The 17,110-nt window shown below is 73.2% G+C and carries 15 protein-coding genes; 8 read left to right on the top strand and 7 right to left on the bottom strand.

Annotation, left to right across the window (positions count from 1 at the left end):
- The first annotated feature begins 104 nt into the window (after positions 1 to 104).
- On the top strand, positions 105 to 1,571 hold the full coding sequence (locus JT723_RS26600) for a hypothetical protein (protein WP_205047335.1): 1,467 nt from the start codon (positions 105 to 107) through the stop codon (positions 1,569 to 1,571).
- Between the two features lie 57 nt (positions 1,572 to 1,628).
- Here JT723_RS26600 and JT723_RS26595 read toward each other — a convergent pair whose 3' ends face one another.
- Positions 1,629 to 2,777, bottom strand: coding sequence for an ABC transporter substrate-binding protein (locus tag JT723_RS26595; protein ID WP_251512987.1), 1,149 nt, complete (start codon positions 2,775 to 2,777; stop codon positions 1,629 to 1,631).
- Between the two features lie 271 nt (positions 2,778 to 3,048).
- On the opposite strand from JT723_RS26595, the gene JT723_RS26590 reads away from it, so the two are divergent.
- On the top strand, positions 3,049 to 3,495 hold the full coding sequence (locus JT723_RS26590; RefSeq protein WP_205047334.1) for an SCO4402 family protein: 447 nt from the start codon (positions 3,049 to 3,051) through the stop codon (positions 3,493 to 3,495).
- A gap of 45 nt (positions 3,496 to 3,540) precedes the next feature.
- Positions 3,541 to 4,419, top strand: a complete 879-nt coding sequence (purU, locus tag JT723_RS26585; protein ID WP_205047333.1) for a formyltetrahydrofolate deformylase — start codon at positions 3,541 to 3,543, stop codon at positions 4,417 to 4,419.
- A 46-nt stretch (positions 4,420 to 4,465) separates the two neighbouring features.
- On the opposite strand, the gene JT723_RS26580 is transcribed toward purU, so the two are convergent.
- The gene (locus tag JT723_RS26580) at positions 4,466 to 5,842 is read right to left on the bottom strand and encodes a maleylpyruvate isomerase N-terminal domain-containing protein (protein WP_205047332.1); all 1,377 of its coding nucleotides are present in this window, start codon (positions 5,840 to 5,842) and stop codon (positions 4,466 to 4,468) included.
- Complete coding sequence (locus JT723_RS26575; protein ID WP_205047331.1) at positions 5,839 to 6,450, bottom strand: sigma-70 family RNA polymerase sigma factor; 612 nt, start codon at positions 6,448 to 6,450, stop codon at positions 5,839 to 5,841. Before JT723_RS26575 ends, JT723_RS26580 begins: the two co-directional genes overlap by 4 nt.
- Positions 6,451 to 6,686: 236 nt before the next feature.
- On the opposite strand from JT723_RS26575, the gene JT723_RS26570 reads away from it, so the two are divergent.
- Both JT723_RS26570 and JT723_RS26565 read left to right on the top strand, forming a co-directional pair.
- Complete coding sequence (locus JT723_RS26570; protein WP_372441383.1) at positions 6,687 to 7,061, top strand: STAS domain-containing protein; 375 nt, start codon at positions 6,687 to 6,689, stop codon at positions 7,059 to 7,061.
- A 375-nt stretch (positions 7,062 to 7,436) separates the two neighbouring features.
- Complete coding sequence (locus JT723_RS26565) at positions 7,437 to 7,844, top strand: ATP-binding protein (RefSeq protein ID WP_205047330.1); 408 nt, start codon at positions 7,437 to 7,439, stop codon at positions 7,842 to 7,844.
- A gap of 63 nt (positions 7,845 to 7,907) precedes the next feature.
- Here JT723_RS26565 and JT723_RS26560 read toward each other — a convergent pair whose 3' ends face one another.
- On the bottom strand, positions 7,908 to 8,993 hold the full coding sequence (locus tag JT723_RS26560; protein WP_265749809.1) for a GlxA family transcriptional regulator: 1,086 nt from the start codon (positions 8,991 to 8,993) through the stop codon (positions 7,908 to 7,910).
- 71 nt (positions 8,994 to 9,064) lie between these two features.
- On the opposite strand from JT723_RS26560, the gene JT723_RS26555 reads away from it, so the two are divergent.
- On the top strand, positions 9,065 to 10,390 hold the full coding sequence (locus JT723_RS26555; RefSeq protein WP_205047328.1) for an MFS transporter: 1,326 nt from the start codon (positions 9,065 to 9,067) through the stop codon (positions 10,388 to 10,390).
- 111 nt (positions 10,391 to 10,501) lie between these two features.
- Here the strand turns inward: JT723_RS26555 and JT723_RS26550 are convergent, their stop codons facing one another.
- The 3 genes from JT723_RS26550 to JT723_RS26540 all read right to left on the bottom strand — a co-directional run bounded on the left by JT723_RS26550 (position 10,502) and on the right by JT723_RS26540 (position 13,387).
- Complete coding sequence (locus tag JT723_RS26550; RefSeq protein ID WP_205047327.1) at positions 10,502 to 11,671, bottom strand: flavin-containing monooxygenase; 1,170 nt, start codon at positions 11,669 to 11,671, stop codon at positions 10,502 to 10,504.
- Between the two features lie 92 nt (positions 11,672 to 11,763).
- Complete coding sequence (locus JT723_RS26545) at positions 11,764 to 12,717, bottom strand: trypsin-like serine peptidase (RefSeq protein ID WP_251512985.1); 954 nt, start codon at positions 12,715 to 12,717, stop codon at positions 11,764 to 11,766.
- 22 nt (positions 12,718 to 12,739) lie between these two features.
- The gene (locus JT723_RS26540) at positions 12,740 to 13,387 is read right to left on the bottom strand and encodes a TetR family transcriptional regulator (protein ID WP_205047326.1); all 648 of its coding nucleotides are present in this window, start codon (positions 13,385 to 13,387) and stop codon (positions 12,740 to 12,742) included.
- A gap of 307 nt (positions 13,388 to 13,694) precedes the next feature.
- Between JT723_RS26540 and JT723_RS26535 the strand changes: the two genes are divergently transcribed.
- Positions 13,695 to 14,489: a VOC family protein gene (locus JT723_RS26535; protein ID WP_205047325.1), complete on the top strand. Its 795-nt coding sequence runs from the start codon at positions 13,695 to 13,697 to the stop codon at positions 14,487 to 14,489.
- Between the two features lie 237 nt (positions 14,490 to 14,726).
- Entirely contained in the window at positions 14,727 to 17,105 is a 2,379-nt protein-coding gene (gene afsK, locus JT723_RS26530) for a protein serine/threonine kinase AfsK (protein WP_205047324.1), read from the top strand.
- The last annotated feature ends 5 nt before the right edge of the window (positions 17,106 to 17,110 follow it).

The following is a 17,110-nucleotide window of genomic DNA, read 5'->3' as shown; positions in this document are numbered from 1 at the left end:
GCGAGGCCCCTGCGTTCACTCGTTCGGGTTCGTGGCCCCTCCCGCCCTTCACCCGGTAGCGTGTCCAGACGTCCGACACTTGGTGAAGGCGGGAGTCAACGGCGATGCACAGCAACGGACGCGGCGAGGAAGCGCCCGAACCGTACCGGGGCGTCGTCCTCCCGGCCGGGCAGCAGCCCCCCGTGGCCTACGGCGGCGACCAGGTGCAGCCCGCGGGCGGCACCCCCTGGGGCGACCCCGGGCAGCCGGCCGGCGCCCCGCCCGTACCGCCGCAGCCCCCGGCGTACCCACCGCAGGCCGTCGAGCCCGCGGACGCCACGCAGATGCTGCCGCCGTACCCGGGAGCGGGACCCGCGGCCGCGCCGATACCCGCGCCCGCGCCGATACCCGCGGCCCCGCCGCAGCCCGCCGCCCCGGTCGCCGACGCCACGCAGATGCTGCCGCCCTACCCGGGTGCCAACCCGCCCGAGCCCGCGCCCGCCGAGTCCACCCAGGCGATGCCGCTGTCGATCTTCCAGGAGCAGCAGCCGCAGCAGGCGCCGCAGCAGCCCTCCTACGACGCCTACGGGCAGCCCCAGCCGCCGCAGGGCTACGCCGGGCAGGAATTCCCCGAGCAGCCGCAGTACGGCGAGCAGCAGCCCTACGGCGTCCCGCAGCCCTTCGCCGACCCGCAGTCGTACGGCGGCCGGCAGCAGTTCGCGCAGCAGACCGGCTACGACCAGCCGGGGCAGCAGCCGGGGCAGCAGCACGACAGCGACTACGACCACCTGTTCAGGAACGACGTCCCCGGCCCCGAGCCGCTGCGCCAGCGCATCATCCAGCCGCCGTCCGCGCAGCAGCAGGCCCAGCAGGCGCAGCAGCAGGGCTACGGCCAGCCGCCGTGGGAGCCCGGCTACGACGACTATGACGACGACGACCGCAGGCGCGGCATGTCGCCCAAGGTCGTGATCGGGATCGTGGTGGCCGGCTGCGTGGTGGCGGGCCTGGTGGTCGGCGCCATGATGAACGGCGGCGGCAAGGCCAGCGCCGACAACAAGCCCAGTGCGTCCGCCACCGGCAAGGCCGACGGTTCCGGCTCCGCCTCGGCCAGCCCCAAGGCCGCCGCGGGCGGCGACGCCGAGGCGCAGGCCAAGGCGCTGGACTCGCTGCTCAACACCAGCGGCGCGAGCCGCAGCTCGGTGGTCGGCGCGGTCGAGTCGATCAGGAACTGCAAGAACCTGCCCGGCGCCGCCTCCGACCTGCGTGCCGCGGCGACCCAGCGCACCGGCCTGGTCACCCAGCTCGGCGGCCTGTCCGTCGACAAGCTGCCCAACCACGAGGCACTGACCACGGCGCTCACCAAGGCCTGGCAGGCGTCCTCCGCCGCCGACGGCCACTATGCCGCGTGGGCCGACCAGGCCGCGGGCGGCGGCAAGGTGTGCAAGGGCGGCCACGCCCGCACCACCGCGGAGGCGCAGGCGGGCAACAAGGAGAGCGGCACCGCGACGTCCCAGAAGAAGGCCGCGGTCAAGCTCTGGAATGCCATCGCCACCAAGTACGGCCTGACCCAGCGGCAGTACAGCCAGCTCTGAGCGGGCGGGCGGCGGACGGGCTCCGGGTCCCGGGCGTCAGGCCCGGGACCCCGGGTGTCAGTGGAAGCTGCTGGCCCTGCGCATGGTCGCCGCCACGTCCACGAAGCCCGCGCCCACCTGCACCAGCTTGCCGTCCTTGACCACCTGGTAGGTGACCTTGGAGTCCACCAGGCGGGCGTGGTCGGGGATGTCGAGCAGGTCGGTGTCGGTCCAGCCCAGGTCGGGGGTGAGCCCTCCGGTGGACAGCTTCGTGGTGTGGTCGAGCGCCCGCTGCACGGTCTCCGCGGTGACGGCCGCGCCCTTGTCCATGGCCCTGACCACCTTGCTGAAGACCGTGTAGGCGATCCAGGTCGTCTGGACCCCGGGGTCGGCGACGTCGATGCGGTCGTCGGAGAAGGCGTACTTGTTGACGACCGCCTTCATCTCGTCCCACTTGGGGTCGGCGGCCGGCGGGTACCAGTCGGTGACCACGGCGTTCTCCAGCGGGCTGTTCGGGCCGCCGGTGGCGTCCACCAGCGACTGCTGGACGCTGCCTATGACCGAGGAGAGCCTGACCTTCGGCGGCTTCTCGCCGAGCCGGCGCAGCGAGTCGAAGAAGGTGCTGGTGTGGTCGCCGAGCACCGCGGACACGCAGTTGCTGGCCTTGTTGTCGCCGACCGCCTGCTGGGCCACGTCGGTGTAGTCGGTGGCGTCGTCCTGCGTGGGCAGGTCGCGGGCGGCCGGGCGGCCGGCGGCGGTCAGTGCCTGGTCGAGGAAGATCGGGAACTGGTCGCCGGTGATGGTGTCGGGGCGCACAAGAGAAACCTTCTTGCACAGCTTGGACAGCTGGCCGCCGCTGCCCGCGAGCAGCGCCGGCAGCCCGCCGTTGACCGGGTAGGACAGCGGGCTCTCGAACTCGTCCTGCGTGATGCCGTAACCGCCGACGTAGGGGATGTCGGTCGAGGCGAGCGCGGCGGTGAAGGCGCCGCCCTGCTGGCTGTAGGAACCCACGACGGCGACCGCGTGGTTGTCGGCGGCCTGCTGGGCGCACTGCGAGACCGCGACCGAGTCGTTGCGCTCGTTGCAGGTCAGCACCTTGAGCTTGCGGCCGTTGAGACCGCCGGTGTCGTTGACGTAGTGCTCGAACGCCTGCGCCATGGCGACCATGCCCGGCATGTTGGTCGACCTGGTGTCCTCGGGCGCCCACGTCATCACCACGACGGGCACCGGGGAGCCCCCCGCGCTTCCCGGGAGCACGCCGCAGCCACTGAGCAGCGCACCTGCGGCCAGCAGTGGGACGACAGCCTGGCGAGCCCTGCACATGCGCCGTTCAGTCATAGATACGGAAGATTCCGGTCCGCGCCCAACACGAGGGTGACCCGACGGGAACGGGGAGTCACTTTCAGGTGAATTACAGGTGCCGCCGTTCGATTGCGTACGATTGCCCGTCGTGCAAGGTTCGGAGAAGTCTTCCCGTCGCGGCCGTGTCTCCTCCACGATGGGAGGCATGCCCCTCAACGACATGCCGTGGTGGCGCTGGCGCAGCAATGTGCGCTCGGCGCTGCACATGATCAGCGACCCGGTCTTCCAGCGCGAGGTCTGGCAGACCGGACGCGCGGGCTACGGCGACGTCACGGACGCCGTCTACCGGCTCGTCGAGGACACCTGGCTCGACAACTGGTCGGCGGACAAGTACGTCGGCACCATATTCCGCGACCAGCAGGAGGCCGCGCTGGTCGACGTCGCGGTGCTGCGGGTGCTGAAGATCCTGCACCAGGTGGGCGCCGACGCACCGGCCTCCGCGTATCTGGACCACCCCGGCTGGCCCGACGCGGTCCAGGCCGCGCGGGAGGCGCACGTCCTGATGGCCGGCGCGGACGGCGAGGACCCGGACAGCCCGCCGCGCTCGCTGGAAGTGCTGGCGATCTACACGCGTTCCGCGTGACGGACACCCCGGCGCCCGGGCGACCTGGTGTGCGAGGCTGACGGGGTGAACGAACAGCCGTCGCAGCCGCCCGTCGAACCGCAGTACGTCCTGACCCTGTCCTGCCCCGACAAGCAGGGCATCGTGCACGCGGTCTCCAGTTACCTCTTCATGACCGGCTGCAACATCGTGGACAGCCAGCAGTTCGGCGACCGCGACACCGGGCTGTTCTTCATGCGGGTGCACTTCGCCGCCGAGCCGCCGGTCACCGTGGACAAGCTGCGCGCCAGCTTCGCCGCCGTCGCCGACGCCTACCACATGGACTGGCGCATCCACCCGTCAGCCGAGCGCATGCGCATCGTGCTCATGGTCAGCAAGTTCGGGCACTGCCTCAACGACCTGCTGTTCCGCACCAGCATCGGCGCACTGCCGGTGGAGATCGCCGCCGTGGTCTCCAACCACACCGACTTCCGCGAACTCGTCGGCTCCTACGGCGTCCCCTTCCACCACATCCCCGTCACCCGCGACACCAAGGCACAGGCCGAGGCGCAACTGCTCGACCTGGTGCGCGGCGAGGGCGTCGAACTGGTGGTGCTGGCCCGCTACATGCAGGTGCTGTCCGACAACCTGTGCCGGGAGCTGTCGGGGCGGATCATCAACATCCACCACTCCTTCCTGCCGAGCTTCAAGGGCGCCAAGCCCTACCACCAGGCGCACGACCGGGGCGTGAAGCTGATCGGCGCGACCGCGCACTATGTGACGGCCGACCTCGACGAGGGGCCGATCATCGAGCAGGAGGTCGAGCGGGTCGGCCACGAGGTCACCCCCGAACACCTGGTGGCCATCGGGCGCGACGTGGAGTGCCAGGCGCTGGCGCGCGCGGTGAAGTGGCACAGCGAACACCGGGTGCTGCTCAACGGCCGCCGCACGGTCGTCTTCGCTTAGCCCCTCCGGCCCCTCCGGCCCCTCCGCCGGTTCGGGCGCGGACCGCTCACAGCCGTGACAGCGACGCGGCGGCGTAGAGCAGGTCCCGGATGACGTCGCGGTCGCCCTCCTGACCGAAGGCGACACGCTCCGGCTCCAGGTGGCCCGCGGCGAGCTGGCAGAATTCCACGCCGTCCAGCGCCACATGGGCGACCGTGTGCTCGCGCGAGGCGACCGTGCCCGGCGAGTCGAGCGGCAGATACCACCGGCCGCCGCCCGCACCCTCGATCTCCAGCAGCAGCGATCGCCCCGGCGCGCCCGCGGAGGCCAGCCGCCCCGCCGAGTCCGCGAGCCCGTCCCTGCGCCGCCCCGCGATCGCCGCCGGCAGCATCCTGGCCGCCAGGTCGATCATCCGGTTCATGTTGCGCGGCGCGGGCGGGTCGTACGGGTACGCCACCGCCTCGGCGATGTCGGAGGCGTGGATCCAGCACTCGAAGGCGCGGTCCACGAAGGCGTCCCGCAGCGGCAGCGCGAACGCCCCGTAGTCGACGTCGACGCCGGCCGCACCGCCGCCGGCGAAGGACACCGTGCGCAGCAGGGTGTGGCTCTGCCCGCGCCAGGTGTCGCGCAGCTCCCCGGCCGGGTCCCCGGCCGCGCCCGCCGCCTCGGCCTCCCGGGCGGCGGCCTGGCGGGCCGCCCACAGCGCCTCGGTGCGCCGCATCGGGTCGAGCGGCAGCCGCGGACCGCCGGCGTGGTCCGCCTGCGGTACGTCGAGGGCCATCGCCACCAGGCCGTCCACCGCGGTGAGATGGCTGATGACCTCGCCGACGGTGACCTGCCGGGTCACCAGGGCGCCGTCGTACCAGCGCAGGTCGACCGGCTCGTGCCAGTAGCTGTCGCCGAGGTCGCGCAGCAGCGCGTCGAGCCGTGCGGCCTCCGCGTCGTAAGGCCCCGCCCACTCGGGCACCGGGATACGGGCCGGGCGGCGGCCCAGGCAGCCTTCGAGGACCCTGGCGCGCAGCAGCGGGTCGAGGTCCAGGCTCTCCTCGCGGTGCAGCAGGCCCACCGCGTCCCGCAACCGCAGGGCCTCCTCGGCGCAGGCGGCGCAGTCGGTCAGGTGCACCTCGACGGCCAGCGACTCGTCGCGCGAGCACACCGCGAGCGCCCATGCGCCCAGCAGGGACTTGAGGGTGCCGTGGTCGTACAGCGGCAGCCTGTTCTGCTGCGCGGTCCCGGCCGCGGGCTCGGCCGCCGCCTGCGGACTGTGCGGGGGCGGGCCTGCCGGCGTCTCGGGCTCGGGGACGGGGGCCGGGACGGGGCGCGGACTGCCGGGCCGGCCGGACTGGTCGTGTTGGTCGCGCTGGTCGCGTTGGCTCGGCACCCGGGGGAGGCCGTCGCCGCCGTCCGCCGGGCCGCCGCCGTTGCTGTAGGCGGGGCCGCTCACGGACGGCCTCGGCGGGTCTGGCCGCGGGGATCGAAGGGGTCGCCGGCGTCGCGGGCCTCCAGCGGGCGGATCTGCTGGGCGTCGGCGGGTTCCATGGCCGTGGACAGCAGTTGCAGGCCGAGCCGCAGCCGGCGGCGCGACTCGTCGGCGCTCACCCCGAGCCCTTCTGCCGCGTCGCGGTAGTCCAGGCGCTCGCGGTAGGCCAGTTCGAGGGCGTCGCGCAGCGGCGCGGGCATCGAGGTGACGATGAAGTCGGCGCGGGCCGCGGTGTTGGCCTCGCGGACCCTGGCCTCCACCTCGGTGGGCGTGGACCGGCCGCGGCTGGCGTACTGGCGCAGCCGGTGCACCGCCTGGCTCTGGGTGAGGGCGGCGATCCAGGACCGCAGGGAGCCGTGCTTGGGGTCGTAGTCGTCCGGGTTCTCCCAGATGTAGCCGAAGACCTCGCGGGTGATCAGGTCGGCCGCCTCGTCGTCGTCGAGCACCCGGTGGGCCAGGTTGTGCACGAGTGAGGCGTAGCGGTCGTACAGCTCGCCGAGCGCGGCCTCCTCGCCGCGCGCCAGCCGCTGCTGCATCTTGCGGTCCCAGCGCGGCGGTGCGGGTGTCGCCATCTGCCGCCCCCTTGCGTCGTCGGCCGCGTCACCTGGCCAGGTGCCCGCTGCACTCGACCGTACCCGGCGGTCGCCGCGGCATGCGTCCCTTTGCACCAACCTGGCCCCTCATGTGATCGGTTCTGTCGGTCTGTTATCCGGGTGTGACCGGAAGATTGCAGAGTTACGGCTGAGAACGGGCATAGGGTCGTTGTGATGAGGAAGCTGAACCCGACAGCGAGGCGAGGTGCGGTCCCGTGCTGGTGACCCGGGCCGAGCAAGACGGCTGGGCGGTGGTGACGGTCGCGGGCGAGATGGACCTGATCTCGTCGCCCGCGGTACGGCAGAAGGTGCACGACGCGGTCGCGGAAGGGCGGCGCAGCGTCGTGCTCGACCTGGCAGACGTGCGCTTCTGCGACTCCAGCGGGGTGGGTGTGCTGATCGGTGCCCGCCGGCTGATGCGGTCCTGCGCGGGGCGGCTGCGGATCGTGTTGCCCGAGGAGGGCGCCGCCGCCGGCGAGGGCGCACACGTCAACCGGGTGCTCGCCGCGCTCGGGGTACGCCGGCTGTTCGAGGTCTTCCCCGACCTCGCCGCCGCCACCGACGACACCGCCCAGCCGCTGAGCGCCTGACCGGCCGACCCCCGCCGCCCCGGCCCTCCGGCGAGGGCCGATTACGGAGCGTCGGCACGGTGTTGTGTCCGATGTGTGACTTGTTACGCGGTGGAGTCGGCGCCCTCCTCGGGTACGCTCCATCGGGTGCGCGTACGTTCACGGCAACTCACAGGTGCCGCCCGGTCGAACCGGGTGGCGCCCAGGTCTGGGCACTGCACGCCCGGCCCGGAGCGCCGCACAGTATGCAGTACACGTGGTCCATTGCGCTGGAATATGACGGAAGCGCTTGTTGGAGTGACTGTCGGTCAATCATGCTGTGTGAGGTCGGGATCACGCACGGTGATCCCGGGTCGGCGTGAGGCCATGTGTCCGCCCGTTCGGATGGTGTGAGCAGTGCAGATGCTGCAGGTGCAACTGGAGGTCGGCGTGGACCCCGCGGAAGTGGGGCGGGCGCGCCGCTGGGCGAGGTCGCGGCTGGTCGGCTCCGGAATAGGTGCCGACGAACCGGTCGCCGAGACTCTGATCCTGCTCATCTCGGAACTGGTCACCAACGCCGTCGTGCACACCGGCTGCCCCGCGGTGCTGCGCATGCTCTTCCCCGCCGCGCCGGCCGCACCGGTACGCGTCGAGGTCGCCGACACCAGCGAGACACCGCCTGCCCCGCGGCACGCCCAGCGCGACGAGACCGGCGGCCGCGGGCTCGAACTCGTCGACGGCCTCGCCGACCGCTGGGGATGGCAGCCCGAGGGCGCGGGCAAGCAGATCTGGTGCGAGGTCGACCGCGCCGCCGCCCTGCGCTGAGCCGCCGGCCCACCGACCTGCTGCCCTGCTGACCCGATGACCCGATGACCCGCTGATCCGCGGTCAGCCCCGCCCGGCCGGCTGGAAGGTGCGCCGATAGGCGGTCGGCGACACCCCGAGCGTCACCTGCAGGTGCTGCCGCATCGAGGCCCCGGTGCCGAAACCGGCCTTCCTGGCCACCTGGTCCACGCTCAGGTCCGTCGACTCCAGCAGCTGCCTCGCCAGTTCGACCCGCTGCTGCGTCAGCCAGCGGCCCGCGCTCATACCGACCTCCTCCCGGAAGCGCCGGGTGAAGGTGCGCACGCTCATCGACTCCCGCTCGGCCAACTGCCGCAAGGTGAGCGGCTGGTCCAGCCGGTCCAGCGCCCACGCCCTGGCCCGCTCGGTGCTCGCCAGCTGCGGGTCCGGCAGCGGCCGGTGGATGTACTGCGCCTGCCCGCCCTCCCGGTGCGGCGGCACCACCGTACGGCGGGACACCGAGTTGGCCACCGCCGTACCGCAGTCCCGGCGCACGATGTGCAGGCACAGGTCGATGCCCGCGGCCACCCCCGCCGAGGTCAGCACGTCCCCGTCGTCCACGTAGAGCACATCGGGGTCGACCCTGACCTGCGGAAAGAGCCGCTGGAAGTGGTCGGCGCTGGTCCAGTGCGTGGTCGCCGGCCGGCCGTCCAGCAGGCCCGCGGCGGCCAGCAGGTACGAGCCCGTGCAGATCGACACCACCCGGGTCCCCGGCCGGATCACGGCGAAGGCCTTCTGCAGCGGCGCGGTCAGCACGCCCTCGCTGTGGACCGGCCCCAACTCGTGGGACGCGGGCACCACCACGGTGTCGGCCTGCGCCAGCGCCTCCACCCCGTACTGCACCACGATCGGGAAGTCGGCGTCGGTCTGCACCAGGCCCGGCTCGACGCTGCACGTCACGATCTCGTACAGGTGCGCACCGTCCTCCGCGCCCACCGCCGCCCCGAAGATCCGCAGCGGGATGCCCAGTTCGAACGGGATCACCCCGTCCATCGCGAACACCGCGACATGGTGCCGCTCCGGATGCCGGAAGACCCCGGCGGAGGTCTTCTGTGCGGGTGCGGGTGGCGGCTGGGGAGCCGGGGAGAGAGTCGACGGGAGCGGGGAGGTGGGCAGCTGCGGGACGGCCATGGCCCGATTCTTGCACATCATGGCCATCGGGCCACTCGTCGCGCCGTGCCGGCCACCCGGAGACTGACCACGTGACGCAGACATCTCAAGCTCCCGCGCCCGCCGCCGGCGGACTCCCCGCCACCCCCGGCCGCCGGCCGCGCCTGCACCGCGCCTGGGTGGTCGCCGCCGTCACCTTCGTGACGCTGATCGGTGCTGCTGCATTCGCCTCCCTCCCGGGTCTGCTGATCGACCCCCTGCATTCCGAATTCGGCTGGTCGCGCGGCATGATCGGCCTGGCCGTGTCGATCAACCTCGCGCTGTACGGCATCACCGCCCCCTTCGCCGCAGCGCTGATGGACCGCTTCGGCATCCGGCGGGTGGTGGTCTGCGCCCTGCTGACGATCGCGCTCGGCGCGGCGCTGACCGTCTCCATGACGCAGGTCTGGCAACTCATCCTGTGCTGGGGCGTCCTGGTCGGCCTCGGCAGCGGGTCCATGGCCCTCGCCTTCGCCGCCACCGTCACCAACCGGTGGTTCGTCGCCCGCCGCGGCCTGGTCACCGGCGTCCTCACCGCGGCAGGCGCCGCAGGGCAGTTGGTCTTCCTGCCGCTGCTGTCCTGGATCACAGAGAACCACGGCTGGCGGCCGGCCGCCGCGATCGTGGCGGGTGCCGCGGTCGCCGTCGTCCCCTTCGTGTGGTTCCTGCTGCGCGACCACCCCGCGGACGTGGGCCTGGCCCCTTACGGCGCCGCGGAGTTCGTGCCCAAGCCGCCGCCGGCCAGTGGCGCGGCGGCCAGGGCGCTGCGGGCGCTGCGCGACGCCTCCCGCACCGGCACCTTCTGGCTGCTCGCGGGCTCGTTCGCGATCTGCGGGGCCTCCACCAACGGTCTCGTCAAGACGCACTTCGTGCCCGCCGCCCACGACCACGGCATGCCCGTGACGGCAGCCGCCTCCCTGCTCGCCGTCATCGGCGTCTTCGACATCGCGGGTACGGTGGCCTCCGGATGGTTCACCGACCGCATGTCGCCGCGACGGCTGCTGGCCGTCTACTACGGCCTGCGCGGACTCTCGCTCATGTTCCTCCCCATGCTGCTGGACGACAGCGTCCACCCGCCGATGGTGCTCTTCATCGTCTTCTACGGACTCGACTGGGTCGCCACGGTGCCGCCGACGATCGCCCTGTGCCGCGAGCACTACGGCGAGAACAGCGCGATCGTCTTCGGGTGGGTGCTGGCAGCCCACCAGATCGGTGCCGCGCTCGTCGCCTACCTCGGCGGTGTGGCCCGTGATGCCTTCGGTTCGTACAACGTCGTCTGGTACACCTCCGGTGCTCTGTGCGCGCTGGCCGCGCTGATGTCCCTGGTGATCCGCCGGCGGCCGGTCGCCGCGCCACCCGCGATGGCGGTCGTCGTGTGAACGGACCGCCTCCCGGCCCCGGTTCCGCATCCGCCGACGATCACTCGAACGGGTGACCGAGTCGGGCGGCATCCCGCAGGGGACCCGCAGGAGCCGGGGCGTCGCCGCAGGTCAGCGGTGGATGCGGGCCGCGGCTCTGGCGATCCGCCCGGCGTCGATCGCCATCTCGCGGAACATCCCGCTGATCGGGTTGGTGAACCCGGTGAAGAACAGCCCGGGAGCGCCCGGCGGGGTGCGCGGCCCGTGCACCACCGGGCGTCCCCGCCCGTCGAGCACCCCGAGGTGGCCGACGAGCCCTTCAAGGCCCCGCCGGTAGCCGGTCGCCGCGATCACGACCTCGGGGGCGATCTGCGAGCCGTCCGCGAGGTGCACCTGCTCGTCCTCGAACCGCTCGACGGCGGCGACCGGTTCGACCCGCCGCGAGCGCACCGCGTCGACGAGCCCGACGTCCTGCACCGGGATCGCCCCGTCGAGCACCCGCGCGTACAGCCCGCTCTCCGGCCGCGGCAGGCCGTACGCGGACAGGTCGGGCACGCTGATCCGCTCGATGTAGGGCGCCACCCGGTCCACCAGCCGCGGCGGCAGCCGGCGCACGAGGATGCCGCTGGCCTGCGCGGGCCAGCCCGCGGTCGAGCGGCGCATGATGTGCGGCGGGGTGCGCACCGCCAGCCGCACCCGGCCGGCACCGCCCTCGACCAGGTCGACGGCGATCTCGGCGCCGGTGTTGCCGGCCCCGACGACCAGCACGTCGCGGCCCGCGTACGGGGCGGCGTTGCGGTAGGCGGAGGCGTGCAGCAGCTCGCCGGGGAAGGTGTCGCGGCCCGGCCACTCGGGCACGTGCGGCGAGTGGTTGTGGCCGGTGGCCACCACGACCACGGGTGAGCCGAGGACCCGGCCGCCGGTGGCGGGCAGCTCCCAGCCGGACCCCGCGCGTTCCACCCGGTCCACGGTGATGCCGGTGGCGATGTCCAGGCTGTGGTGCTCCGCGTACTGCTCCAGGTAGCGCACGACGTCGTCGCGGCCGACCCAGCGGCCGTACGAGCGGGGTATCGGCAGCCCCGGAAGGGCGGAGAGTCTTCGGGTGGTGTGCAGGTGCAGCCGGTCGTAGTGGCCGCGCCAGGACGCGCCGAGCTGCTCCGCGCGCTCCAGCACCAGCGGGCGCAGGCCCTGCCGGCGGAGCGCCGCCGCCGCGGCCAGGCCGCCGGGACCTGCCCCGATCACGATCGCGTCCGGCGTCGCGGCCAGTCCCGCTGCCGCGGGGGGTGAGGTGGGGTCGGGCATGCGGAACTCCTGTGCTGGGCCGGTGTACTGGGTGCGACGAGAGCGTAACCGCTGGGGTGCGGGGCGCAGCGCGGCCGGGGCGGTGGTACGCGTCAGGCGCCGGACGCGGTCGCGGTGCGGTAGAGCGCGAGGACCGCGTCGGAGAACAGCGGGCTGTAGGAGATGCGGTCGTCGGGACCGCCGCCGTCCAGGCCGCCGATCAGGCCGACGACCGTACCGGCGCCGCTGCGTGAACTGCTGCTGCGGGCGCCGCTGGTGCCGCCGGTCCCGCTCGTGCCGCGGGCCAGCAGCCACGGGCTGCCCGACGTACCGCTCGGGAAGCCGCCGCAGGCCAGCCGCAGTTGGTGCCGTTCGTCGAGGCGTTCGGTGGTCGTCGTGCAGGTCACCGCCCGGTCCGCGGGGTCGCTGCCCAGCCGCGGATAGCCGACGACGGTCACGCGGTTGCGGTAACCGGGGGTGCGGGCCAGCCGGTTGGCGCCGGTGACGTCCTCGATACGGCGCCCGTCGCGGTCCTGCCGCACCCGGGCGAAGGCGACGTCGTAGTCGGAGGCGTCGTCGTCGTCGGGCACCCACCGCGGATCGGTGAAGACTTCGCCGACCGCCCAGATCCCGTACGGCTGCCGCCCGGCGCCGGCTCGGTACTGCGGGACGAAGCCGATGTCGCTTCCCGGTTCGCAGTGTGCCGCGGTCAGCAGGAGGTCGCGGCCGGGGCTGTGGACCACGCTCGCGGTGCAGTAGTGGGCGGCCAGGTCGTCGCCGACGGAGAAGAGCACGCCCACGGTCGGCACGCCGGCGAAGGGCACCGCGGTGTCCGGCGGCCCCGGGGCCGCGGAGCCGGCGGCCGGTCCCGCGCCCCGCACCGTCCCGCCGCCGGGAACGGGCAGGGCCGGCATGGCCCCGGCCATCCGCTCCGGCGTCCAGAACCGGGCCGCCGCCTGGGCGGTCCACCGCGGCGCGGCGGGGGCGCCGCCGTGCACCGGCCACAGCACGGCGAGCAGCACCAGCAGCGCGGCGCAGACCGGTGGCAGCAGTCTGCCCCGCAGCACGGGCCGCACCGCTGCCGCACGGCTACTTCGGCGGCTTCTTGCCCGTCACCCCGAGGTGGACGAGCAGCGCCAGGTTCGGCTTGAGGTCGGCCTGCTTGACGCCCGAGCCGGTGAAGCCCTTCTGGTGGGCGGCGACGCCGGCCAGCATGGTCACCAGGGAGCCGGCGATGGCCGGTGCGCTGACGTCCTTGTCGACGCGGCCCTTGCCCTGCAGCTCCTTGATGGACTCGGTGAGCGAGCCGGTGACGGCGGTGAGGATCTTGGTGCGGATCCTGGAGAAACGTTTATCCCCCTCTGCGGCACCGAGATCGATGACGCGGAGGATGGCGTCGTTCTTCCGCCAGAAGGAGAGGAAGCCGTCGACGAGTTCGTCGGCCGCCGCGGCGCCCGACTTGCCGACCCAGGAGCGGCCCGCGACCAGCTCGGTCAGGCCCGCCCCCTCCTTCGCCATCTCGTCGGCGAGCTCCAGGACGGCGCCCTCGACGTCGGGGAAGTACTGGTAGAAGGTGGCGGGCGAGGTGCCGGCCATCCGGGCGACGTCGATCACCTTGACGTCCCGGTACGGCGACGTGCTGAGCATCTCGCTCAGGCAGTCGAGCAGCTTCTGCCGCGTCGCCTGCCCTCGGCGACCCGCGACACGTCCGTCGACGGTGCGAACTTGTCCTGTCATGCCGTCAGTTTACCGACGTGTGACCCCCGCGCGATTTGGCCGCGTGCAAATGGGGAGGGGGTGGTTGGTGGTGCGGAAGTCGCAGGTCAATGGGGGTTTTCCGGGCGTAAGCGGAACCTGTTTCCCGACCGTCTCGCGGGAAGATATGCCCTGTTTGTTCACTTCTGCGGGGTGCGGGGGCCGGGTCCCCGAAGAATTGACCATATGTTCGAATCCAGGCCCGTGCTGTGGGGAAGATCACTGACTACGGTGGCAGAAACGGCCGCCGAGCAACCGGCGACCACCATGCGGGAGAGGGGACGGGATCATGTCCGCATTCACCGAAGGCACACCCTGCTGGGCCGACGCGGCACTGCCCGACCTGGCGGCCGGCCGGCGCTTCTACGGGGAGCTGTTCGGCTGGACCTTCGAGGACCAGGGCGAGGACTTCGCGCACTACACGATCGCCTTCCGCGACGGTAAGTCGGCCGCCGCGCTGATGACCAAGCCCGACCCGGCGATCCCCACCGCCTGGACCGTCTACTTCGCCTCGACGGACGCGACGGGGGCGGCCGCCCGCATCGGCGCGGCCGGCGGGCAGGTCGTCTTCGGCCCCGACAAGGCGGGCGACGTCGGGGTGATGCTGGGCGCGGTCGACCCCGGGGGCTCGGCGTTCGGGGTGTGGCAGGCGGGCGACCACGCCGGCTTCGAGATCAGCGACCAGCCAGGCTCCTTCTGCTGGACGGAGAACCACACGCGGGAGACCGCGGCCGTCGACCGCTTCTACGAGACGGTGTTCGGCTACCGGGCCGAGCAGATCGGCGACGGGCAGCACTTCGACTACAAGGTGTGGTCGCCGGCGGCCGACCCGGAGCTGCAGATCGGCGGGCGGATGAAGCTGGGCGCCGGGCAGCCGGGCGACCAGCCCGCCGCCTTCCGCATCTACTTCGCCGTGGACGACTGCGACGCCGCCGTCGCGACGGTCCGGGAGCTGGGCGGCCGGGTGGCGGACGGACCCACCGACTCGCCCTTCGGCCGGCTCGCCACCGTCGCCGACGACCAGGGTGCGGTCTTCACGGTCATCGACCGCACGCGCAGGGAGGGTGCCGGGGACGGAAGTTGACGTAAGCCGCACCCTTTCCGGCGCGTTGCGGCGCGGCCGGTACGGCAGGTGGCGGATGATAACGAGTTCGCTCCCTGGGCGTGTCGTGACGGCCCCGGGTTCGCAACCGACGCCCTTCCCAGGAACAATCAGGTCCGTACTCTGGCGTGGGCGCGGGGAAACGGACCGCGAAGGGCAGGACGCCGGACGCGGAGCACGGCCGCAACAACGCGGGTACGGGGAGGTGGCAGGGCAGTGATGGAGCAGCTGACGCAGCACGACCCGAGACGGATCGGCCCTTTCGAGGTGCTGGGACGGCTCGGCGCCGGCGGCATGGGGCTGGTCTATCTCGCCCGCTCGGCATCCGGCCGCCGGGTGGCGATCAAGACCGTGCGCGCGGAACTGGCCGAGGACCAGCTCTTCCGGGTCCGCTTCACGCGTGAGGTCGAGGCCGCGCGCGCCGTCTCCGGCTTCTACACCGCGGCCGTGGTGGACGCCGACCCGCGGGCCGCAGTGCCCTGGCTCGCCACCGCCTACGTCCCCGCCCCGTCACTTGAGGAGATCGTCAACGAGGCGGGGCCGATGCCCGCCCAGGCGGTGCGCTGGCTCGCCGCCGGCATCGCCGAGGCCCTGCAGTCGATCCACGCCGCGGGCCTGGTGCACCGCGACATGAAGCCGTCCAACGTGCTGGTGGTCGAGGACGGCCCGCGGGTCATCGACTTCGGCATCGCCTCAGGGGTGTCCAACACCCGGCTGACGATGACCAACGTCGCCGTCGGCACCCCCGCCTACATGTCCCCCGAGCAGGCCCGCGACTCGCGCAGCGTGCGCGGCGCAAGCGACGTCTTCTCGCTCGGCTCGACGCTGGTCTTCGCCGCGACCGGGCACGCGCCCTTCCACGGTGCGAACCCGGTGGAGACCGTGTTCATGCTGCTGCGCGAGGGACCCGACCTGAGCGGGCTGCCCGACGAGCTGCGCCCGCTCATCGAGTCCTGCATGCGGATGGAGGCCGAGGCCCGGCCCACCCCGGCTGACCTGCAGGCCCAGCTGGCACCGCACCTGTTCTCGACCGGCAGCGACGACACCGGCACCGCGTCGGCGTGGCTGCCGCCCGGCGCGGTCGCGCTGATAGAGCAGCGCCGCAGCGGCCGGGTGCCGTCCGCCGTGGACAGCGGGCGCGGCGCGCACGCGGCGGGCCGCCCGCGGCCGTCGGAGCCCGAGCGGCTGCTGCCGCCGCGCCCCGCCCAGCCGCCGCCGGTCCCGGTGCACGCACCGGCAGGCGAGGACAACCACAGCAGGCATGGCGCACCCGAGGCGGTGCAGCTCGCCGGGTCCGCACCCATCGGTCCCGGGCTGCGGGTCGCGGAGGCCGCCGAGCACAAGGCGGTGAGCGGCGCCGCACCCGGCACCGAGTGGGTGCGCCGCAAGCCGAATTCGCACCGGGCCGGCGACCCGCCGCAGGTGGCGGCGATGCCCGCGCAGGGCACGACCGCGGCGGCCCCCTCGGCGGAGTGGCGGCCGTGGCGTTTCCGGATGTCCAACGACGTGTGGGGCACCCCGGTGGTGGCCGGCGGGCTGCTCTACGTCACGTCCTTCGAGGTGCACGCGCTGGATGTGGCCAGCGGGCGGCGCGAGTTCAAGACCAGGGACGTCGCCTGGACCATGGCGGTCGACGGCGGGCGGATCCACGCCTCGGACGGGCCGAGCCTGTTCGCGCTGGACGCGGCCGACGGCAGCGACCGGTGGCGTACGCCGATCGACGGCTGGGTCTACGCGGTACGCACCGACGCCGGCACCGTCGTCACCGGCACCCGGGGCGGCGGGGTCCAGGCGTGGGACGCGGCCCGCGGGATGCTGCGCTGGGAGCGGGGCGGCGCGCAGACCGACTTCGAGTCGCCGGAGTCAGGTCCGACCGTCGTCGGCCGGGCCGTGTACTACCAGGGCGGCGGGCAGCTGCACGCGGTGGACGCGCTGACCGGCTCCGAGATGTGGTCCTACCCGGTCGGCGAGCCGGGAGCGGCAGGCGCGATGCCGACAAGACCGGTGGTCGCGGACGGCGTCGTCCACCTGACGGCCGGCACCCGGGTGCTCGCGCTCGACGCCCGCAGCGGCGCCGAGCGCTGGCATTTCGACGCGCCCGCGGTGATCTTCGCGCCGCCCGCGTACGTGTCGGCCTCCGGCGGTTCGGCCGGCGCGGTCTACGTCGCCGACCACCTCGGCACGGTCTATGCGCTCGACGCGTCCGGCGGGCGGGAGCGCTGGCGGATCGCCACCGAGCCGCGGCAGTCCGTGGAGCCCGTCGTGGTGGCGGCCGGCGCGGTGCACCTGGGCGCGGGCAGCGCGCTCTACACCCTGGACGCGGCAAACGGCACCCCGCGCTGGCGGTTCGCCGCGCAGGGCGAGATCGTCGGGTCGCCCGCGGTCGCCGACGGCCGGGTGCACTTCGGGTCCAAGGACCACTGCCTGTACACCGTGGACGCGCAGGGCGGGCAGTTGCGCTGGCGGCTGGAGACCGGCGGCGAGATCACCGGCTCGCCGGTCAGCGCGGACGGCGTCGTCTACGCCTGCTCGAAGGACCGCTGCGTATACGCGCTGGACGCCACGAAGGGGACCGGGGCCTCGTCGCGCCGGGCGTAGTCCCT

The sequence above is a fragment of the Actinacidiphila bryophytorum genome, assembly GCF_016916835.1.
Taxonomy (GTDB): domain Bacteria; phylum Actinomycetota; class Actinomycetes; order Streptomycetales; family Streptomycetaceae; genus Actinacidiphila; species Actinacidiphila bryophytorum.
This window is presented reverse-complemented; position numbering and strand designations above follow the sequence as displayed.

What these genes read in the sequence shown, in the direction of transcription:
- JT723_RS26600 (WP_205047335.1), top strand. Translation starts at nt 105, where the DNA reads ATGCACAGCAACGGACGCGGCGAGGAAGCGCCCGAACCGTACCGGGGC.
- JT723_RS26590 (WP_205047334.1), top strand. Translation starts at nt 3,049, where the DNA reads ATGGGAGGCATGCCCCTCAACGACATGCCGTGGTGGCGCTGGCGCAGC.
- JT723_RS26575 (WP_205047331.1), bottom strand. Translation starts at nt 6,450, where the DNA reads ATGGCGACACCCGCACCGCCGCGCTGGGACCGCAAGATGCAGCAGCGG.
- JT723_RS26560 (WP_265749809.1), bottom strand. Translation starts at nt 8,993, where the DNA reads ATGGCCGTCCCGCAGCTGCCCACCTCCCCGCTCCCGTCGACTCTCTCC.
- JT723_RS26550 (WP_205047327.1), bottom strand. Translation starts at nt 11,671, where the DNA reads ATGCCCGACCCCACCTCACCCCCCGCGGCAGCGGGACTGGCCGCGACG.
- JT723_RS26540 (WP_205047326.1), bottom strand. Translation starts at nt 13,387, where the DNA reads ATGACAGGACAAGTTCGCACCGTCGACGGACGTGTCGCGGGTCGCCGA.
- JT723_RS26535 (WP_205047325.1), top strand. Translation starts at nt 13,695, where the DNA reads ATGTCCGCATTCACCGAAGGCACACCCTGCTGGGCCGACGCGGCACTG.
- afsK (WP_205047324.1), top strand. Translation starts at nt 14,727, where the DNA reads ATGGAGCAGCTGACGCAGCACGACCCGAGACGGATCGGCCCTTTCGAG.